This is a genomic window from Embleya sp. NPDC056575 (assembly GCF_042793325.1).
Classification (GTDB): Bacteria; Actinomycetota; Actinomycetes; order Streptomycetales; family Streptomycetaceae; genus Embleya.
The window spans coordinates 219,902-239,571 of the sequence record NZ_JBHTVA010000003.1; the positions used below are offsets into that span (position 1 = coordinate 219,902).

The 19,670-nt window shown below is 69.6% G+C and carries 17 protein-coding genes; 12 read left to right on the forward strand and 5 right to left on the reverse strand.

Going from position 1 to position 19,670, the window contains the following annotated elements:
- Positions 1-870 precede the first annotated feature (870 nt).
- The 9 genes from ACFRCG_RS03505 (at position 871) to ACFRCG_RS03545 (ending at position 10,210) form a co-directional block, all read left to right on the forward strand.
- Positions 871-1,641: a helix-turn-helix domain-containing protein gene (locus ACFRCG_RS03505; protein ID WP_380028311.1), complete on the forward strand. Its 771-nt coding sequence runs from the start codon at positions 871-873 to the stop codon at positions 1,639-1,641.
- A gap of 100 nt (positions 1,642-1,741) precedes the next feature.
- The gene (locus ACFRCG_RS03510; RefSeq protein WP_380028313.1) at positions 1,742-1,930 is read left to right on the forward strand and encodes a hypothetical protein; all 189 of its coding nucleotides are present in this window, start codon (positions 1,742-1,744) and stop codon (positions 1,928-1,930) included.
- Between the two features lie 157 nt (positions 1,931-2,087).
- A complete protein-coding gene (locus ACFRCG_RS03515) occupies positions 2,088-2,648 on the forward strand; it encodes a MauE/DoxX family redox-associated membrane protein (RefSeq protein WP_380028315.1) in 561 nt (186 codons plus the stop codon).
- A gap of 18 nt (positions 2,649-2,666) precedes the next feature.
- Complete coding sequence (locus ACFRCG_RS03520) at positions 2,667-3,212, forward strand: TlpA disulfide reductase family protein (RefSeq protein WP_126640962.1); 546 nt, start codon at positions 2,667-2,669, stop codon at positions 3,210-3,212.
- Positions 3,209-5,116 (forward strand): ABC transporter ATP-binding protein, encoded by a 1,908-nt coding sequence (locus ACFRCG_RS03525; RefSeq protein ID WP_380028317.1) that lies wholly within the window; start codon positions 3,209-3,211, stop codon positions 5,114-5,116. The genes ACFRCG_RS03520 and ACFRCG_RS03525 overlap by 4 nt, the downstream gene beginning before the upstream one ends.
- Complete coding sequence (locus ACFRCG_RS03530; RefSeq protein WP_380028319.1) at positions 5,113-5,652, forward strand: S26 family signal peptidase; 540 nt, start codon at positions 5,113-5,115, stop codon at positions 5,650-5,652. Before ACFRCG_RS03525 ends, ACFRCG_RS03530 begins: the two co-directional genes overlap by 4 nt.
- 664 nt (positions 5,653-6,316) lie before the next feature.
- Positions 6,317-7,183: a hypothetical protein gene (locus tag ACFRCG_RS03535; RefSeq protein WP_380028321.1), complete on the forward strand. Its 867-nt coding sequence runs from the start codon at positions 6,317-6,319 to the stop codon at positions 7,181-7,183.
- 661 nt (positions 7,184-7,844) lie between these two features.
- Positions 7,845-8,216: a hypothetical protein gene (locus ACFRCG_RS03540; protein ID WP_380028323.1), complete on the forward strand. Its 372-nt coding sequence runs from the start codon at positions 7,845-7,847 to the stop codon at positions 8,214-8,216.
- A 1,106-nt stretch (positions 8,217-9,322) separates the two neighbouring features.
- Positions 9,323-10,210 (forward strand): aminoglycoside phosphotransferase family protein, encoded by an 888-nt coding sequence (locus ACFRCG_RS03545; protein ID WP_380028325.1) that lies wholly within the window; start codon positions 9,323-9,325, stop codon positions 10,208-10,210.
- A gap of 953 nt (positions 10,211-11,163) precedes the next feature.
- On the opposite strand, the gene ACFRCG_RS03550 is transcribed toward ACFRCG_RS03545, so the two are convergent.
- Positions 11,164-12,081: a hypothetical protein gene (locus ACFRCG_RS03550; RefSeq protein ID WP_380028327.1), complete on the reverse strand. Its 918-nt coding sequence runs from the start codon at positions 12,079-12,081 to the stop codon at positions 11,164-11,166.
- Between the two features lie 256 nt (positions 12,082-12,337).
- Positions 12,338-12,874: a hypothetical protein gene (locus ACFRCG_RS03555; protein WP_380028329.1), complete on the reverse strand. Its 537-nt coding sequence runs from the start codon at positions 12,872-12,874 to the stop codon at positions 12,338-12,340.
- Between the two features lie 1,121 nt (positions 12,875-13,995).
- Between ACFRCG_RS03555 and ACFRCG_RS03560 the strand changes: the two genes are divergently transcribed.
- Both ACFRCG_RS03560 and ACFRCG_RS03565 read left to right on the forward strand, forming a co-directional pair.
- The gene (locus tag ACFRCG_RS03560; protein ID WP_380028331.1) at positions 13,996-14,433 is read left to right on the forward strand and encodes a hypothetical protein; all 438 of its coding nucleotides are present in this window, start codon (positions 13,996-13,998) and stop codon (positions 14,431-14,433) included.
- A gap of 377 nt (positions 14,434-14,810) precedes the next feature.
- Positions 14,811-15,398: an SMI1/KNR4 family protein gene (locus ACFRCG_RS03565; RefSeq protein ID WP_380028333.1), complete on the forward strand. Its 588-nt coding sequence runs from the start codon at positions 14,811-14,813 to the stop codon at positions 15,396-15,398.
- A gap of 94 nt (positions 15,399-15,492) precedes the next feature.
- On the opposite strand, the gene ACFRCG_RS03570 is transcribed toward ACFRCG_RS03565, so the two are convergent.
- Both ACFRCG_RS03570 and ACFRCG_RS03575 read right to left on the reverse strand, forming a co-directional pair.
- Positions 15,493-16,113 (reverse strand): hypothetical protein, encoded by a 621-nt coding sequence (locus tag ACFRCG_RS03570; protein WP_380028336.1) that lies wholly within the window; start codon positions 16,111-16,113, stop codon positions 15,493-15,495.
- A 134-nt stretch (positions 16,114-16,247) separates the two neighbouring features.
- A complete protein-coding gene (locus ACFRCG_RS03575) occupies positions 16,248-16,559 on the reverse strand; it encodes a hypothetical protein (RefSeq protein ID WP_380028338.1) in 312 nt (103 codons plus the stop codon).
- 715 nt (positions 16,560-17,274) lie between these two features.
- Between ACFRCG_RS03575 and ACFRCG_RS03580 the strand changes: the two genes are divergently transcribed.
- The gene (locus tag ACFRCG_RS03580) at positions 17,275-17,622 is read left to right on the forward strand and encodes a hypothetical protein (protein ID WP_380028340.1); all 348 of its coding nucleotides are present in this window, start codon (positions 17,275-17,277) and stop codon (positions 17,620-17,622) included.
- A 983-nt stretch (positions 17,623-18,605) separates the two neighbouring features.
- Here ACFRCG_RS03580 and ACFRCG_RS03585 read toward each other — a convergent pair.
- Complete coding sequence (locus ACFRCG_RS03585) at positions 18,606-19,487, reverse strand: hypothetical protein (protein WP_380028342.1); 882 nt, start codon at positions 19,485-19,487, stop codon at positions 18,606-18,608.
- Positions 19,488-19,670 lie beyond the last annotated feature (183 nt).

Consider the following 19,670-nt stretch of genomic DNA (forward strand, 5'->3'; position numbering starts at 1 on the left):
TCGCGCTTGCCTTCGTGGCTCCACCGGCGCAAGCCGAGTCGCAAAGCACTGCGGCGACGACTCGGGTCCAACGGACCGACGGTCGCGTCGGGACCCTTGGCTTTGGCGAATGCGCAGACGTCCTCAGCGCAGCCGGCTACACCGTGTACTACGCGAGGGCGGCTGCCTGTTCCGTGGGAACGGTGGGCACCGTAAGCGCGATCGCGGCATGTGGTGTCGCACTCACATCCACGTTCGTGATGCCGTTCGTCGCCGGAGCGGCCTGCGCCGCAGCAGCCCTTCCGTAGCCCACGGCTGACCACCTCGAGACATCTTCCTCGGTGCGGTCGAGGGTGAACCGAAGCCGAAGCGTGGGAGAACTCCTGGCCGGCCCGGAAGAGAGTGGATCCGTGTCGACGGGAGATCCCCCGCCATCCCCCAACCAGCGAGACAGACATGGGGACGGTGGCCACCGGGATGTCCTCCGGTAGGTGCAAGGGGATGCGCGGATCGGCCGACGGGCAGCGGGCCCTGGTTGCGTCATGTCGTGACCCAGGGCTTGCGTGCGAGGCAGGACCCGCGGCTGCCTCGGGCCGGTGCGCCGTCGACGCTCCCCGCGCACCACGTGGCAACCCTGGAACTCCTGCTCTGCACCCACGACTCCGGATCGGCGCCGGCCGCCGGTGCCCGGCGGCGACACCCTCCTGGCGCGTTCGCGCCATCCATCTCCGGCCGAGAGGACCGATCGTGCGCAATTCGGCATGCACTGACGGGACATGGCAAGTGGCATCCGCCTCACCTCATCCCAGGCTGCGCCCAGGTGTGAGCTGCTATCGGGGGTTCCAGCTCGGCCCGGACCGACTGCACAGGGCCAAGGAAGTGCCCATAGGTATGGCGGTGGCCCTGGTGATCCCCTTCGACGAGAAACTGCAACTCACCCCGTCGCAGTTACCTTCGGGGCCGGTGGACGCGAACGCCTCGACCTCCCCGATCGGCGGCCCGAAGACCAGCAGGACGGGCGAGGAGGACAATGGCTGCTGGTCCGAAGTGGAGGTGACCTTCGCCCCCTGGGCCGCTCTCACGATCTTCGGTACAACCCTGCAGCAGTTGGCGAACGTGGCCATCGAGCCTCGCGCATTGCTCGGCCCCCGCGCCGACGACCTCACTGAGGCGCTCGCGACCGCGGTGGGCTGGAAGGAACGCTTCGCTCTGCTCGACGTCGTGCTCACCGAATGGGCCCGGAGTGGCCCTGCGTCCTCGACGCGCGTGGCCTGGGCCTGGCAGGAACTCGCCCATAGGGCCGGCGCCGTTCCCATCCCGGCACTCGCCCGAAGGGTGGGATGGTCGCAGCGACAGCTGGAGAAACGATTTCGGGAACAGATCGGCCTCACTCCCAAAGCCATCGCTCGCGTCTTTCGGCTTCAACGGGCACTCCAACTCCTCGACAGCGGGCTTCCCTCGGCCGAAGTGGCGACGCTGGCGGGCTACCACGATCAGGCCCACTTCGGCCATGACTGCAAGGCGATGACCGGTCATGCCCCAGGTCGCTTTATTGCCTGCCGGGTAGCCGGCAGTCCGGGCCCCTGGTCCGCGGACCGCAGCGAGGGGCAGGCCCCAGGCGTGCCGATGCCTGCCTCCATCCGGACCGCAACCTCCGTCTGACGAGAGTGCGGTTAATTACAAGACGTCACCGGCCAGCTCGCGCGAGTCTCGTGCTGCGGGCGCTTCCGGCCCGGAACGAATCAAGCGAAGGAGTACGGACGTGTTCAAGAAGCTTGAATCGATGGGGGACAGCCTCCTCGAACGATTCGCCCCCAAGGTCGACGCGGCGGCAGCAGTACGCCGGTGCTGGAGCTGGCCGGCCTGCTACCAGTGCCAGAACCAGTGCGGCTACCACGCCTCCTGCACACGCTGCGACAGCGCTCCCAACCTCTACATCTGCGACTGCTGAGCATTCGCCCTCGACGGGGGCGGCGGCGCACGTCAACGCAGGCGTAGAACCAAAGACAGGCGTAGGACCAGGGGCACCGGGTTGGGTCTCGGAGCCCCTGGTCCCCCTCTCCCAAGCCGTGGGACGACGACACGGAAGACGACACGGAAGGTGTGCGGTGCACTATCTGGAGCTCGGGATCCGCTCTCTGATCGCAGTGGTGTTCCTGGCCTCGTCCGTCGGCAAGACGGCGGGGAGAGGCGCGTTCGGCGCGTTCGTAGCTTCGCTGCGTGGTCTGGAACTGCTGCCGGCGAAGGCATGCCGACCGGTGGCACTGCTCGTGGTTGTCGCCGAATACGCCGTGTGGTTGCTGCTGTTGCTGGGTTCGACGACGGTCGCTGCGACCGGATTTCTGGTTGCGGCAGGGTTGCTGGTGATGTTCGCGACGGCGATCGCCCTCACGGCCCGTCGGGGCATCCGTCCACCGTGCCGGTGCTTCGGCGCCTCATCGACCCCACTCGGTGCCCGGCACATCGTGCGTAACGTCGTCCTCGCGGCCGTCGCGTGCCTCGGTGCGGTCACCGTACCGGCGACGAATACGTCTTCGGACCCCGGCGCACTTGTGGTGGCCATACTCGCCGGCCTGCTGTTGGGCGCGGTGGTTGCGCTGTTCGACGACATCCTCGAACTGTTCGAGCCCCTCGGCGACGGCCCGGGCGCTGCCCGGAGACGTCCATGACCCAGAAGGAGATTCACGATGCCCTTGTTGATCGCGGCCCTGACGCTCGTGGGTTCGCTGTGCCTGCTCAACCTGATCCTGACGGTAGGAGTGATCAAGCGGCTGCGTGAGCACACGGAGATGCTGGCCAACGTGGGCGGTGCGGGCAACGGCCGGGCCTCGATCACGGTGGGGGAGGAGGTCGGTGATTTCACGGCCTCCACGGTGGACGGTGAACAACTCGCCCGTGACCTCCTGGTCGGTGAGACACTGGTGGCCTTCTTCTCGCCCACCTGTAAGCCCTGCAAGGAGAAGCTGCCGAAGTTCCTGGACTTCGCGGCGACGCTGCCCGGTGGGCGCGACCGGGTGCTGGCAACGGTGGTCGGCGACGCTGAAGCGTCCGCCGCGCTCGTCGCCGAGCTCACTCCGGTGGCGCGCGTGATCGTCGAGGAGTACGACGGGGCGCTGAGTGCCGCGTTCCAGGCCAAGGCGTACCCGACCTTGCTCATGGTCGCCCGGGACGGCGCCGGGCGGCTGGTCGTCACAGAGGACGAGGTCCGGCTGGGCCATCTCGCCATCGCATGACCGCCCTCGTGACCGAACAGCAGCCGCAGAAGCGGTCCGGCGCGGGGCGGCAGGCGGTCGCCGCGTTTTCGCTCGCCGTCCGGGCAGCTCCCGGCACACTCGCGCTGTACGCGGCGCTGGCACTGATCGTGGGTCTGCTTCCGGTGGTGGTCGCCTGGCTGACCAAGCTGGTGCTGGACCGCCTTGCCGCAGGTGCCGACGTCGGGGCCCTGACCGGGCTGGGAGTGGGACTCGCCCTGGCCGGACTGGTCACCGCGGTAGCTCCACAGGTGACCCGGTATCTGCGGGCGGGGATCGACCGGGAGGTGGGGATGGTCGCCCAGGACCGGTTGTTCACCGCTGTGGAGGGTTTCGTCGGACTGAGCCGGTTCGAGGACCCGCGTTTCCTCGACCGGCTGCGGTTGGCCCAGCAATCCGGCGGGACGGCCCCCACTCTGGTGGTGGACGGAGTCCTCGGCATGACCCGGGCGGCCCTCACCATCACCGGTTTCCTCGGCTCGTTGATTCTGCTCAGCCCGATGATGACCGTGCTGGTGCTCGCCTCGGGAGTGCCGACTCTGCTTGCGGAAATTGCGCTGTCGCGGAGGCGGGCACGGATGTTCTGGGATGTCGGTCCCGTCGAGCGGCGGGAACTCTTCTACGGCCAGTTGCTGTCCAGTGTGGAAGCGGCCAAGGAGGTACGGCTGTTCGGCGCCGGTGCCTTTCTGCGGCACCGCATGCTGACCGAGCGCCGTACGGCCAACGCCGCGAAGCGGGCCATGGACAGGCGCGAGGTCGTCGTCCAGGCCGGGTTGGGAGTACTCGCCGCCCTGGTGTCCGGCGGTGGGCTGCTGTGGGCAGTTGGCGCGGCGCGGACCGGGGCGTTATCCGTGGGAGGCATCACCATGTTCGTGGCAGCGGTCGGCGGAGTGCAGGGCGCGCTCGCCGCACTCGCCGGCGAGGTGGCCCGCTCTCACCAGGCGGTGCTGATGTTCCGACACTACGCGACGGTCACCACGGCCGGTCCGGAGCTGCCGGTGCCCGCCGCACCTCGCGCGCTGCCTGAGCTGCGCGACGCGATCGAGCTGCGTGACGTGTGGTTCCGCTACTCGGAGGAGCATCCCTGGGTGTTGCGCGGCGTCAGCCTGCGCATACCCCATGACCAAGCGGTGGCACTGGTCGGGCTGAATGGAGCCGGTAAGTCCACACTGGTCAAGCTCCTGTGCCGGTTCTATGACCCCACCCGGGGGGCGATTCTGTGGGATGGCGTGGACTTGCGCGACACCGATCCGGTCGAACTGCGGCGGAGGATCGGCGCGGTGTTCCAGGACTACATGGAATACGACCTGACGGCGGCGGACAACATAGCCCTGGGCGGTCTGGGTTCCTCCGACAATCCGGACTCCCTCCCCGACGACCGTGTGCCGATTCAGGCCGCAGCGAAACGGGCGGGCATCCACCACAAGCTCGCAGGCCTGCCCCACGGCTACGACACGCTGCTGTCTCGCATGTTCTTCATGGAATCCGACAAGGACAATCCGGCCACCGGCGTGATGCTGTCGGGCGGCCAATGGCAACGGCTCGCCCTGGCTCGGGCTTTCCTGCGGGACGAGCAGGGCAAACGAGACCTGATGATCCTCGACGAACCCTCCGCCGGACTCGACGCCGAGGCCGAGCACGAGATCCACGCCGAGCTGCGGCGGCACCGCACGGGGCGGACCAGCCTGCTGATCTCGCACCGACTCGGCGCCGTGCGCGAGGCCGACCTTATCGTCGTGCTCTCCGAGGGATGTGTAGCCGAGCGGGGCGACCACGCCGCCCTCATGGCAACCGGTGGGGAGTATGCCCGATTGTTCACGCTTCAGGCAACCGGCTACCAGGACGACCCGGAAGCCGAATCAGTCTTCACTGGAGGAAGCCGATGATCCCCACGCGACCGCGCGACGGGACGCTGCGAGTCGCCGGAGTCACCAGGGTCGCGCTGCTTTGCGGAGCACCGGCAGCGCTTCTGGGCCTGGCAGGCCTGATCGTCTCGGTACTGCAGGCGCGCAGGCTGGTCGTGGTAACCGTGCGTGGGGCGAGCATGGAACCGGCGTACCGCGATGGTGACCGGGTCCTCGTACGTCGTGACCTGGCCCCATCGCCGGGGCAGGTGATCGTGATGGAACACCCCGGTACCGGGATGGTTCTCGGCTCCGCCTGGTACGGCCCGCCCGTGGGGCGCACTGCACGGGCGCCCGCCATCACAGGGCGGCAGTGGTTGATCAAGCGTGTGGCGGCGGCACCGGGCGACCCCGTACCGCGCGACCGGTTCCCCGCCTTGGCTGGAGTGCTCGAGACCCGGGTCCCCGCCGGCAGTTTGGTCCTGCTGGGCGACAACGAGGAGATCAGCTTCGACTCCCGGCAAGCCGGCTACTTTCCGGCGGAGCGCGTGCTGGGGACGGTGCTTCGCCACCTGTGAGTGTGCGTTGTGGTGGCGGTGGTTGGTCGTCAGTCGAGTGGGGGTGTGGTGTGGGTGTTTGTGTGCTGGTCGGGGTGTGGATGACCGTGATCGTTTCGACTGTCACGGGGGTGACCATCGACTGACGTCGGGTGCTTACTGTAGGCACCTTCGGCCACCCCTGGGAACACACACCCCGGGCGTGTTCGGCACCGAACTCCTCGACACGATCGACCAGAACGTGCACCACAACCGGGGACCACCACTGCGCCGGGCGGGACGCCCGCCCGCTGAGGGTCCCCGGCGCGGTCTCGGGATTGCGAAGCGTCGCGTGCCGTGAATCGGACGAGGGTCCGGGGCACCGTCGACGCCCAAGTCGTGGTTCGGCCCGGGGAACCGATCGGGCGCCGGCGCGACACGCAGGACCCGGCGCCGGCACGCGAACGACCGGCTCCGCAGGTGCCGTTCACCGACCGGACGGGTTGGTGCCGGCAGCAGTCGCGCATCGGGATGCCCGGAAAGGGTTTGTCACGGGGTCGGGGCGTCGAGGATGATCGCCTCGTGACCACCAGAAAGGGCCATGCCGTCTAGGCGCCCCGTTCCGCTCTCCACCGCTCGCGCCCCGCCGACCGCCGCCCATCGCAGCGTCCGAAGGCCGTGAACACCCACCCGGGAGAGCCCGCCCATGCACGAGACCGCCCTCGTCCCCTACGCCCATCTGCCTCGAGCGCACCATGACCACCATGTCCTGACCAGCACTGTCGACGTCTTCGGCGTCGCCCACTGGCTGCTCACCGAATCCGCCCTGCGGCCCGGCGGTGATCTCCCGCCGTTCGACGCGCTGGTCATCTCCGTCCACCCGGACGACACCGTCGAACTCACCGAACTGAACGCCGTGCGCGCCCGCCGGCCGCGGTTGGACCGCCTGCCCGACGGCCGCTTCGTCGTCGCCGCGTCCCGCGCCCGCCGCGACGAGGACGCGAACCAGGTCCAGGTCTTCGACGCGTTCGGCCGCGAGAGCACATCGTTCTTTGTCGGGGACGCCATCGAACACCTGCTCGCGGACGAGAGCGGCCACCTCTGGGTCGCACACTTCGACGAGAACCCGCTCGGAATCCGCCGCTGGAGCGCCACGGGCCGGCTCGCCTGGACGTCGGACGGCGCCCGCATCCCCGGCCTGTTCGACTGCTACGCCCTGAACGTGTCGGGCACCACGGCCCGGGCGTGCCCGTACACGGACTTCCCGCTCGTCGAGATACGCCCCCACCGCACCGACCGGCCCGTGAGGGTGTGGTCGAACGGCGTACGGGGCGCCAAGGCGTTGGCCGTCCACGGCGACCGGGTTGCCTTCTACGGCGGCTACCGCGAGGAGGGGGACCGACTCGCCCACGGAAGGCTCACCGAAACGTCCGTCGAGCCGACGGACGTCGGTGTGCTCACCCTGCCCGACGGCTCCGCCCCCGGCCCCCGACGCGTCGTCGGCCGGGGAAGCAGGATCCACGTCCAGGCCGAGCCGTTCACCGCGTGGGGAGTGTTCGACCTCGGCGGCTGATACCCGCCGGGCGCAAGACCGTCTCGACTCGCCGGCCGACCGTTCGGGGGCCGGTTTCGCACCGCGCCCGCCACGGCGCGCCGGCGCCCGGAGCCCTCCTTCCGACGTCCCGTGCCCGAACCGCGGTGGCCGAGGCCCGGGCCGGTGGTTTCCCGGGCGCGGTCGGGGCGTTCATGTGCCCGGGAGCTTGGGCCTGCCGTCGGATGCGACACGTTCTCGAACGCCGGGCGATCGCGAACGCGCCCCCGCACGGCGGGCATTGCGCCGACCCGAACATGTAAGGCAGGCCGCGGGCGAGCGAGACCCGCCCGTCGCGGACTGCGATCGCGCCGCGCAGCCGCGCACGGAGGAGGCATCTCCTCGTGCGGGCCCGGACGCAGGGGACGGCGGTCGATGTCGCCTCGATGCCGGTCTACGGGCGAGCGCGTGCGGGGTGCAGGCGGTGCGGTTCGACCGGACCGGGTGAGCAATTCGGGTGAACTCGTCCTCGCTGCGGGCGAGTTCCCGGCGCCCGTCGCTGTCGGGCCACTACCTGTGGGGGCATGACACGCTTCCGCGCGCCGGCGCCGGCCGCCGTTCGCGCCCTGCCCATGTTGCCCTGGCCCCGATCTCGTCGCCGGCCGCCGCCGCTGGTGCGGGCGCCGGGACCGTCACCGCCCCGTTGTCGTCACTGATCGCCGCCCTGCCGGTGCATCCCGAGGGCGGCCGTGACGGCTACGGCCGCGAACAGTTCAAGCACTGGATCGACGCCGACCGGGACGGATGCGACACCCGCGCCGAGGTCCTGCTCGCCGAGGCCACCGTCCAACCCGAGGTCACCCGCCGCTGCACCATCACCGCGAACACCGGCCAGGGATGGTCCTGGTACGACGAGACCACCCAGACCGACAAGTTCGACGTCGACGTCGACCACATGGTGCCTCTCGGCGAGGCCTGGGACTCCGGCGCCTCCGCCTGGACCGACCGGCATCGGCCTTCACACGGCGACCACCACCACGACGGAAACGGAATCGGAACAGTGCCATGCACCTGAAAATCACCCTCGATCGCGTCAAGTGCTTCGAGACCGAGAACGAAAATGGGGCCGACGACTTCCACATCGCGGGAGCCGTCGTCGTGGGGAGGCGGACCCGGGCGGTCCCGACCATCCCGATGACCATCGACGACGGCCGGGAACTCGCCTTCCCGGCAGACCAACGCGTCGTCTTCGACGGCCCCGTCACGGACACCGACACACTGCACCTGGGTCTCGCCGCCCGAAACGAGGACACGAAAGCCCACTGGAACAAACGCGCGGACGCACTCCGCGGGATCGCCACCGCGGCGGGTGCCCTGCCCGTTCCCTCGGGCGCGCTGCTTGCATCCGCCGCCACGTCCGCGACGGACGCGATCCTCAGCCCGCTCGACCCGGGCGACACGCTCGGGCGGCTCACCCTGGACACCCCCGTCAAGGAACTCGAGCCGGGAGCCGACAGGATGTGGTCCTGCACGCCTTCGGGATCCGGCTCGCTCTCCTCGTGGAAGTACGTCCCTGCCGGCGTTTCGCGATTCCGCGATTCTGGTCCCTGTGTCCGAGCAGAGCCACCGCCAGACCGGCGCCGAGGTCATGGTCCGCGACCACTCCCAGGACGCCGGCGAGTAAACCGGAACCGAGGACAGCGCCCGCGCCGAACGATTCATGTTCCGCGTCGCCGCCGGCGCTGCGGAACTCGACCCGGCGACCGGCCAGGGCAACTGACGCCGACTCGGGGCACTTCGCCGTCCGGTAGAGCGGCGGGGATTGCAGCACGGCTGCGGTCGCGCCGGCCGGCGACCCGCGCTCGCACCCCTCCCGGTGGTCACCGCAGACCGGGAACCGCGGCGGGCGGACTTGCGACCCACCACCACCCGCACGAACAGATCCGCTGCACGGGCGGGGCGTACGCCCCGGGCAAACCCGTCCACCCCAAAACAGGCGGCATCCGCGAGCGGTGTCGTGTGTCCGTCGCCGGCGCGAGCCGCCCAGACTTGCGGAAGCCGTCGACCGCACGGCCGAGCTTTCGGCGATGCGTACGCTTCGACGGGCCCGCACCATGACGACGCGGTGTCGCCCATCCCTGGGGGCTCGTGACGGCGCCGCACGATTCGGAGAACACCCCGATGACCCAGCACCTTCTTCCGGACGATCTGCGGCGATGGATCGCGGGCCGGCTGCCCGGCGCCGACACCGTCACGGACGTGTCCTGGGCCCGGAAGAACTCCAGGGTCCGGCGGGTGGCCGCGGGCGCGGACGCGGTGTTCGTGAAGATCAGCCCGACCACGCGAGAGTACGAATGCGAGGTGCGCGGCTACGCGCACGCGACCCGCGCCCTGTGCCCGGACACGGCTCCACGCCTGATCGCCGCGGATCCGGATCTGCGGGCCCTGATGAGCTCGCCGCTGCCGGGACGCGTCGTGCGCGACCTGCCCTTGACGCGGGCCACCGAGCGCCGGGTGCACGAGCAGGCCGGGCGGCTGCTCCGCCACTGGCACGACCACTCGCCCTCGCCCACGGCCCGGGACCGCGCGGCCATTCGCGCGGCCGTCGCCGAGCAGGCGCAGGAGGCCGCCATCTGCCTGGAGGTCACCGCCGCTCATCTCGACGACGCGCAGCGCGCCGTGGTGCGGTGCATGATGGACGAGTTGCCGCGGCTCGCCGAAACGATGCCGATGGTGTACCGGCACGGTGACCACGCCACCCGCAACTGGCTCTTCGACGCCACCCGAAACAGCGTCGGCCTGATCGACTTCGAAACGGCGGACCACGGCATCGTCGCGGACGAGTTCGTGTGGTTGTACGGCGCGCTGTGGAGCACCCGCCCCGACCTGAAAGCCGCCCACTTCACCGGCTACGGCCGCCTCCTGTCCGACGACGAGGAGCGCTTCCTGCTGCTCCTGACCGCCCGGCTGAGCGTGTCCTATCTGCGCTCCGGCCTCACCAAGGACCGGCCGGACCTCATCGAGCGCGGCCGGCTCGTCCTCGCCCGCATGGCACACCAGGCCCGCTGACCCCGCTCGCCACACGACCCAGGACCACGGCCGTACCGGACCGGGGCCCGATACGGTCAAGCACGGGCGCGGAGGGCGCGACCGCGGTCCATCGCCTGCCCTCACCCATCCCCGCTCCCTACGCGGCGGATGATCCCTTGCTCGACCTGTCCCTGGCCGCGTGAGCTGCGGATTGCAGCAACGGCGCTTCCGTCGATGGCCTCAGTGTCGTCCAGAGGGTGATCCACCACGACCGTCCTGTCATTCGCCACCCGGTGGAGTCGCTTCGGGCCGCCGAAGCCCACGAGGGGTGGACGCCGTGTTGTGGCTGGTCGAGATCGGCGTCGCCTGGTCGCGATATCGCCACCTGCGTCGGTTCGGCGCGCATCGGCACTCGTGCAAACAGCCTGGGGGATGTCGCACGCCCCGGGGTCACATCATGTGCACTTCGACCGAAAAGCCACGGGCGAGGACGTCGTTGAGGTGCTCCGCATGGGCGCCGAGCCATTGCTCGGCTGGGCCGCTGGGGGAGCTGATCCCAGGAGCACGTAGTCCTCGGAGTCGGAGGTGCTCCGGCCGCAGATACAGCACAGCAAGCGTTCGGACATGGTCTCGGCGGGGCTCGCGACGTCGGGCACGAGCGGCAGATTAACGAGCGTAGGTCGTTCGGCGTTGGGATTTATCGCCCTCACCGGAGTGACGACCACGATGAACACGCGAGGCAGGTGACAACTGTCTCGCCCACCAGGTCACGGACAGCGCGCACAAGCCAAGTCGAATCTTCGGGGTTTCGCGGAGCATGGTCGGTCGTCCCGTCTCAGGAGATCTGGTCCCGGTCTCAAATGATCCGGTCCGATTCGCTCGGCATCTCGGATGATCCGGTCCACTCCGTGCGGACACCGTCAGAGGGCGCGTACGAGTGGTCCTGACAGTGTTTCCAGAATGTGTTGAGGATCGCTTGTCGGCGGGTGGGCTCAGCACAGGTCCGCGGGAAGCCGGTCGCGCAGGGCATGGCGGAAGCCAGCGAGCCGTTCTTGCTCGGTGTCGAGATTGCTCAGGGTCTCGTAGGCATGCGCGCGGGCATCGATCGAAGGGTGGGCGACCAACTCCCGGTAGAGAATCCAAATCCCTCCGCGAATGAGTTCTGCGCACTCCACCTGCTGGGGCGTGTCGCCGGCACTGAAGTCCAATAGGAGCTGCAGCAGTACCGTGCGGGTGACCGGTGTCGTGAGGTTGGGGTCGGCCAGGGCCGCGAGGACGACTGCGGTGACCGCCGGGGCGGGGTCCATGAGGTTGGACTGGATCACGACGTGGTTGTCGATTCCGACCAGGGACGTCTCTCCGGGCGTTCGGGTGGCGATGAGCCGCAGGAGGGCATCGGGCAGGTGACTCGCGGACCTGCCGCAACCGCATTGCAGCGCGGCCCAGTTGTGGCGATCGAGTTCGATGCGGACGGCCTGCATCGAAGGATGCTCGATCTGTGGCTGTGGCTGTGGCTGTGGCTGTGGCCGTGGCCGTGGCTGCGGGGCGAACGTGGGCGGGGTCGACTCGGCGCGGTAACGGTCCAGCAGGCGGAAGAATTCCTCGACCGGGCTGGAACCGTCGGGTGTCACTCGTTCAATCTCGGAGGCCCAGCCGAGCGCGCTGTGGTGTCCGAGATGCTGCTCGAGCCACCGAGCAAAGGAGCCTTCGGGCCACAAGTCGAAGGGTTCGTCGACGGCGTGAACGCCGAGCGCGATCCGATAGCCGATCAGGATGGACTCCAGGTTCCGGAGCGAGCCGCCAGGCAGCCAGACGCCGGGGCGTAGGCGGATCTGCTCCAGGAAGTCGCGAACATCCGTGCACTCATTCCAGTGCTTGACGCTGTTTCGGGGACCGTGCGCAATCGGCATGGCGCGAGCCTACGGTGTGGGGTTCGACCTCGCCGGATCCCGTGCCCGACGTGGACCCTGCCCACGCCAATGGGTCTCGCCGTGACGCCCGGCGGACTGCCGCCATCCCTTGCCCGCTCCACTTGTTGTTCTCGTCCCGGGAACACGAGGTTGGGGGGTGATCCGCGCCGGGTACCCCCACGAGGCACGCGCCGGCATCCCAATTCGTTCATCCGCGCCCGGGTGAGGTGTCGACGCGTGGGTTGGTGGTGGCGTGTCAGCGGTAGTCGTCGGGGTGGCCCTGCATCCAGGTGTTGATCCGGTCCCGGGTGTGGAGCAGCGTGGTCTGGTGCTTCTTCAGGTTCTCGAAGGATCGGTCGCCGCCGAGTTCGGTGTCGAGTGCCTTGATCAGGGCGATCGGTTCGGGGAAGTGGCCTGCGCCCTTCGGATCGGTCTTCATCGCCCGGTCCAGGCGGTGCAGTTCGTCGTGGACCCGCCCCAGGAAGTAGGCGCAGTTGCTCGGGGTGCAGGCTTCCTTCAGGGTTGCCTGGAGCCCGGCGAACGCGTCTCGTACCTTCACCTTCGGTACCGCGGCCGACGGCGCGCTCGACGCACCGGCGGACGCCGAAGTACGAGCGGGGGTGGGCGAGTCGGTGCCGAGTGTGCGCGATGGCACGGGCACGCTCGCCGGCGCACTCGCCGCGGCCGCCTCTTGCGATCCGCCGTTCGAGGTGTCGCAGGAGACGGCGAACACGACGGACACCGTCACGGCGAGCACCGCGCCGCGCACCGGGGGTGGGAACGACGTGAACACGGAAATCCTCCTGCGGTCGTCGAGTCCCACGACCCTAGCGTCACGCACCGACGCCGTCCGGCTACCGCGATGAAGGGAACTTCGAAAACCCTGCGGGAATTCGACCGGGTGCTCCGTGCGACGCCGCGGCCGACGGGGCTGTTCGCCGAGTCGGGCCGGATCGCGGAACGCGGCGGCGCCCGCCATGGGATGCGTGGACGAGGAGCTTTCCGAGGACGAGATGCGCGACCTTCTCGAAGCGGACGAGGACGACGCCGAACCCGACTGGTGGGACGACGACTTGTACGACTTCTCCACGGCCTGACCCCGGTGAGGCGTCGCCGCGTCCCCCTGCCGCGTGGTCCGACTCTTCCCGGTGGGGGTGGGCCCGAAGCCGTGATCCTGCACGTCTTCCCCGATCCGCCACGGACTTCGATGCGGGTCGTGCCAACCTCGGGGGAGGGGTCTCCGACGCAATCGCGGTTGTGGCGGGTCGTGTGGATGCGGTGATATCGCGCCATGACCAGGGACCCGACGCGGTTGTGCTCGCCTGCGGCGCGGAGGAGGTCGAGGAGCCGTTGACCCTCCCGGACGCGGAACGCACGCGGCATGGGTACTTCGCGCCGGCTTGCCGCCACCCCCGCCCCCCGGTCAAGGGCCGCGAAATTGCCGGGACCGGTGCCGAGGACAGCAGCACCACGATCGCCGGCGGCGCGGGCGCGGGCGGCGTTCTGTTCGCGCACCCGCTGCCGCGCCTTGGGCGTAGCCACAGCCCGGCCCACACACACCCGTTCAGGCGGTGACGAACCGGGAGTAGACCTGGCTGACCGGGGTGCCGAGGGCGGGGCGAACCGGGCCGGGTGAGGTGGGCCGACGTGCTCACCGGGAGCCGATCCCCTCGGCCGCATCGCCCGCGCGACGAACGAGCGGCTCCGAACACGCGTTGCCACGCGCCCGCGGCCCTTCGCGGTCCATCCCCGTCGGGCGCGGCTCGCGTCACATTCGCGGCTTCGCGGTGTGTCGCGTTCGGTGGGTGCGGCGCTTCGGTGGGCGCAGATCACCCGGCTGCGTCCCGAGGATCGGTCCCGGCCGGGAATCGGCTTGCATCGGGCGGGGGAGCTGGGTGGTATCCCGGGATGGGTATGGATGCCGAGGTTGTCGTGTTGGCGCTGCATGCGCACGAGGTGATGGAGCCGTTGACGCGTTTCGACGAGAGTCGTTCGTGGCGGGGGAGGTTCGAGCCGATCGAGGTGCTGGGCGGTTACGGGTGGGCGGCGGAGTTTCCGCGTCAGAGCGGCAGGACCGGGTTGTTGCGGTCTCTGGAATCGTTGGCGTGGCCGCTTCCGGGCAGCGTGCAGGTGTTGATGCACGACGTGGACGACGAATGTTTCGGCCTGTGGATGCTCCACGACGGGAAACGCGCCGAGGTTCCGCTTCCGCGCACACGTCGCTTCCATCTCCCGGCGCCGGCAACTCTCGAATTCGCGCCGCATCCCGGCTTCCTCCTGCGTACCGACGGGTCGCGAGCCCTGCCCGCACAGACCCCGCCACACCTGCGCGACCCCAGACCGGCCTGGTGACGACGCCTCCGGCCGCGTCGAGGACAGCCCTCGTGTCACGGCATTCGCGCGAGTACCCCCTGCACCCCGTCGAGGCGAAAGCGCCGCGCCGTTCCAGGGCGTGCTGCTCCTCGTTCCGCACCTGCGGGCGCCGCTCGACGAACAGCAGGTGGTCGAACAGCATCCGGATGGCGATCTCTCCCCCGAACATCCCGGGCCGCCGCAGGGCGAGGTGCCCCTCCGAGGTGTGTTCACGGGCCGGTCCCGTCGTCCGGGTCGGCGGCGTGCCTACTGCGGATGTTCGGCCGCGCCGGTTTTGCCCGTCTACCCAAGCGGATAGTGCTCGGTTGACCGTCTCGTTGCGGCGGTAGGCTGCCGGGGACGAAAGAAGAATTGCCGTGGACGCCCGTATTCCCCGGATCCGCCGCAAGCTGGCCGCCATCGCCTTCCGGCCACATCGCAGCCACTCGTTCGGAGAAGAGTGGCACCGGTTCCGTCTGGGCGCCCGGTTGGCCGTTGCCCGATTGAGCGCCTTCGAAGCCGAGCACGACCTGCTTCTCCCTGCCGCCTACAGGCAGTTCCTGCTGCACATCGGAGGTTCGGGCGCCGGGCCGTTCTACGGTCTCGTCGACCCGACAGCCCGCCCTGTGGCGTCGATCCACACGATGGATCCCCCGGGCGAAAACCGGGGATTCGATCTCGTCCCCGCGGCCGGCACCACGCGTGACAGGTTTCTGTCCATCGCCGAGACGGGCTGTCTCGATCTGGTCCTCATCGCACTCGAGGGGCCCCTGACCGGCCGTGTCGTGATCGGCAACGGCTCGGGGTGGTGGGGACCGAACGTTTCGTCGGCCGCCGACTTCCTGGCCTGGTACGAACGTTGGCTCGACCACATGGCCGCGGGCAAGGACAACAGAGCCCTGGAACTCACCTCGCCTGCCCTCCGGGCCCATCCGGAGCGATGCCGCATGGCCCCACTCCTGTGACACACCACACAACCGGGTCGGAGCCGGAACCCGCGAACATTCGCGACCGTGAGCATCCGCAACCGCCGCCCGAAGTCCTCGACAAACGCTGTCGTCAGAAGTGAACGAAGCCAGGCATCGAAGGCTTCACCGAGGCCGAACCCGCCCACGAAGCGCCTGTGTACGGGCCGCCGCCGTTCCGGACAGGGACGATTGGCTCGCGCACGCCGTCTACCACCGCACGTCGAGTTCGGTGGACAGCCGCATCCGCTCCTCGCTCGGTTCTCGGGCCGGGGCCACGGGTGGGTCGTGGGGTGTTGGCGGCGCGGTGCCAGGTCGCGGTCCATTCCTCGGTTCGGCCGGTGGTCGTGTCCGTGTCCCGTCCGGCGGGCGGCGGGCGGCCCTCCGGGTACAGGTCGTTCTCGAGTTCGGCGTATTGCTCCGGGGTGAGGGTGGGCGTGAACCCGGTGGGGAAGCGGTGCATGAGCGGGTGCACCTCGAGGTTCTCCTGGCCGTGCTCGGAGCAGACCGACGCCAGGAGGTGCTCGCCCTCGCCGCACCGGCCCCGATCGTAGGCACGATCGTGGGTGAGGCACACCCGCGCGAACCAGCCGCAGTCGTCCGTCTCGGAGGGCTCGTGGAACGACGGGTCCCGCACGACCTCGATCACCACGTCCTGGTTGTCGAGGCGGGGTATCGGCCGAGGATCGCGCCACAGCAGTCGCGGAGGGAGCATGCCCTCATGATCGCGCACGACATCCGGGACACCCCGAACCTGCCGGCCCCACAGGCGCGCGCCCGAATGTTCGTGATCCCGACCTCGACCCACCCGCCGCCCTGTGGGTGGTGCGCGGTCGCGTGGTCGGGGCGTCAGATGGCGGCGAGGGCGGTCAGGAGCGTGTCGGTGCGCAGCCGGAGTTCGGGCGTGTCGGCCCCGGTGACCCGGACGGAGGTTTCCTCGCCGTCGACCGCGCGGGCGAGGGCGACGACGAGCGTGGCGTTCGTGCCGGCGAGGGGGTACGTGTACCACCCGTGTGGCGCCTCGTCGTCGGTGTCCTCGACGCCGACCTCGACGGTCTCCCAATCCGTGCCGTCGAACGCGTAACCCGCGTAATGCGACAGCAGTTCCAGGAACGCGCGCAGATTGCGTCCCCAAATCCATCCACCGATCGGCTCGCCCACCCGCGTCCCTCCGTCCTGGAGAGAACAGCATGACAGGCGGGCCTCGGGACGGCACCGGCGACGATCGGTGGTGCCCGAGCGTCGTGGGCGAACTCCTGTCGATCCGGTCGGCCGGCGTTTCCCGCGCCGCTGGTGGGGCCACCGACAGACGCGGAAATACAGGTTCGATCAGTTGGCGGCCGAGGCAGTCGATCGGCCGCGCCTCGACGCATCGAGAAGCTGTGGAAGGTCGGCGCCGACGGCAACGAAACGAAGTTCCGCGCCTCGGCGAGTTGGACATCTCCCAGATGCGTCGTGTGCGCGGGCTCGGGGTCCAGCAACGCGAGCGGCTTCTCGAGCGGTTCGACCACAGGGCTGGACCACACCGCTACGACGGGCGCCCGGACGGTGGCATCGACGGCCGCGACAACCCGCCTGTACGGATCGAGTTCCCTGAGAGCGCCCACCGGAGCCGGCGTGTTCGTCACGCGAGTGATCGCCACCGGGTACACGCGCCGTGCGCGAATCTCCACGGACAGCCCCTCGAAGGATCGCGAGGCGGGTCGAGCGCTTCCTTTAGAGGAGGTTTGTCGCCGAGGTCGATTCGATGGGCGCCTGCCACGCCTTGGGCGTGAAGCCCCGGGTCGGCGGTTGGTGGGTGGGCAATCGGGAGGGGGCGAACACGTTGCGACGAGGTCACTCCCCGCCTGTCGGCGGTGATCGCCATTATGGAGCCATGGCCGACCCGAACCTGACCACCGGCGGTATCTGGCGACTTCACCACGGCGACCGGGAGATCGCCCGGCTGACCGTGACCGGTGTCGACATGCCCTGGATGTACGCCGCAGTCGAGACGCTGCCCGACTTCGAAGAGTTCCGTACACTCTTCGGCGAGCAGGAGCGGGCCGTCGACGAGCAGGACTGGGAGAGGGCCGACACCTGTTACACCCGGATCCGCAGCGCGCTCACCATGACGTTTCCCGACGGCGGGGGCCCGGTCACCGAGTTCTTGCTGCACATCCACGACGACGGTACCGCCGATTGGCGTTGGCACGACGAGCCCTTCGACGCGATCGACCGGTGACGCCACCGGGGTCGCTGCTTCGGAGAACGAGGCCACCGGGAAACGGCCGTCATCTACGCGAAACCCGGCCGTGATCAGCCCGGTTGCCCCGACGAACTCCGATCCCGGGCGGGTCCGGTTCGACGTGCGAACGACCGGAACCCCCGACGCCGATCGCGCCCTCGGTCCGTGCCGGCATTGAGTCCCGCCGGGTGCCCGGGTGACACCGCAGGGGCTGTGCCCGCGACGCTGCCCCGGCCGCAGGCCCTCCACGACCTCGGGCCCGCCACCTCGGACGCCCACGATCACCGGCTGCGCGCACTCACCGACTCCGAGCCCTGGCTGACGCAGGTCGACGCCATGGGCGTCGCCGGGTTGTCACACACCCTGTGGCGGATGCTCGACCCCGACACCCGGCCCCTTCCGGAACCCTGCTTCGTGATACAGCCGCGACCAATCCGTCATGGGAGCGCATTCAACCAGCCGCCACGGACGCCACCCCGACCCGAGAGGGCGCACCCCAACGCCGACCCCAGTCACAGCGGCGGACGAAGGGGCAGCCACGATCTGCCGCACGGCAGCGCCGTAGGAGCACCCGATTTGTGCGCGAGCGTGACGTGAGCCTGGTGAGGGCTCCCCCGCACGGCCGGTACGGACGACCCCGGCCGGTCGCACAATGACGAAGTCCCGACGGCCCGGCCGGGGTTTGCCTCTCCAGGGTGCGTGTGCATCAACACGGCGGTGCGGCTGCGGCGGCTGGTGCTCGTCGAGGCCACCCGACGCCGCCCGCCCCTGTGCGCCGTGCGGAGCGACCTGAGTGACCGACAATTCGAATTTCGCCTCACGAGCGAATGAGTGCCGCCGTGATCGGACGCCTTCGAGGACGGATTCCCACGCGAGCCCCGGTGGCGTCCAGGCGACTCGTGGAGCGGCGGGAGGACGGTCTGCAGCGTCCCGTCAGGCGGATCGCTCGGCACCGTAGTGGCCGTGGCGCATCAGGAACCTCATCGCGTCGGTGCTGTCCGCCCGGATGTGTGCCCGATCAACATCGACCGCAGCGGCTCGGGCAGGTCCTTGCCATGCGCTCGGGTCCATTCGAGAGAGCCGAAGAGTTGGGCCGCGCCGTCCAGTCGGGCCGCGTTCGGCGCGCCGGTGACCAGTGCCGTGATGACGAGGTCGGGGTCCTCGGCGAGCAGCATCCGCTCGATGACCATGTCGTACCACATCAGGCCGCCGGCGGACTCCCCGGCGGAAACCCCGGCCCATGCCAACAGGACGCCGACCCGCTCGATTCCGTCGGGATGGCCATCTCGGACGAGCGTCGCGAGCCGGGTCTCCGCGTCGCGCAGCCGATCCGACCATGCCCGGCGGTCACGCCCCGGCGGAACGGAGACCTCGGTGGCCACGTCACGCAACCCGGCGGGCGCGGCATTCAGCCAACGCAGCCGACGCCGCTCATCCTCGGCCCGTTGCATGACCAGGTCCGCCTGAACGTCCCGAGACCCGGTCAGGCCTCGCTCCGCCAGCCACTCGGTGAGCGCCGGACCATCCCGAAGCTCGGCATCGCAGTCACCGATTCCCCGAAGACGAGATTGGTGGTGCAACGTCCAGACGACGACCGGCTCGCCCTCGACGCCGTAGACCATGATCGTCGGCCAGCCATTGCACAGGCATCGGTCGCCGGTGCCGCCGTCCACGACGGCTAACACGCGAGCCAAACCGGTGATCCCGGCACCGGTCACCACGATCCTCGCCACGCCTGCGGAGTCCGCCTCGCCGGGAGATCCCTCCACGATCACGACGCGCCCGGCACGGTCCAGTACACCGCGAAGGCGCGCCGTCGTCGGAACGCCCTCATCCATGCCCTTCGTTGCCTCGTGGATCACGTCCGCGAGGGTACCGGCCCGCCACCACGCCCACGACCCTGGCCAGCGAGCTACCCAGCGCGACCGGTATCGCGTCGGGACGAGCGCGGCCTGCGACGGCCCTCGACGCGGTGCCGCGCCACCGCGCACGTGGCTCGATCAGGTGTGCACCGCGACCGGTGTGGGGTTCCGCAGGTGTTTTAC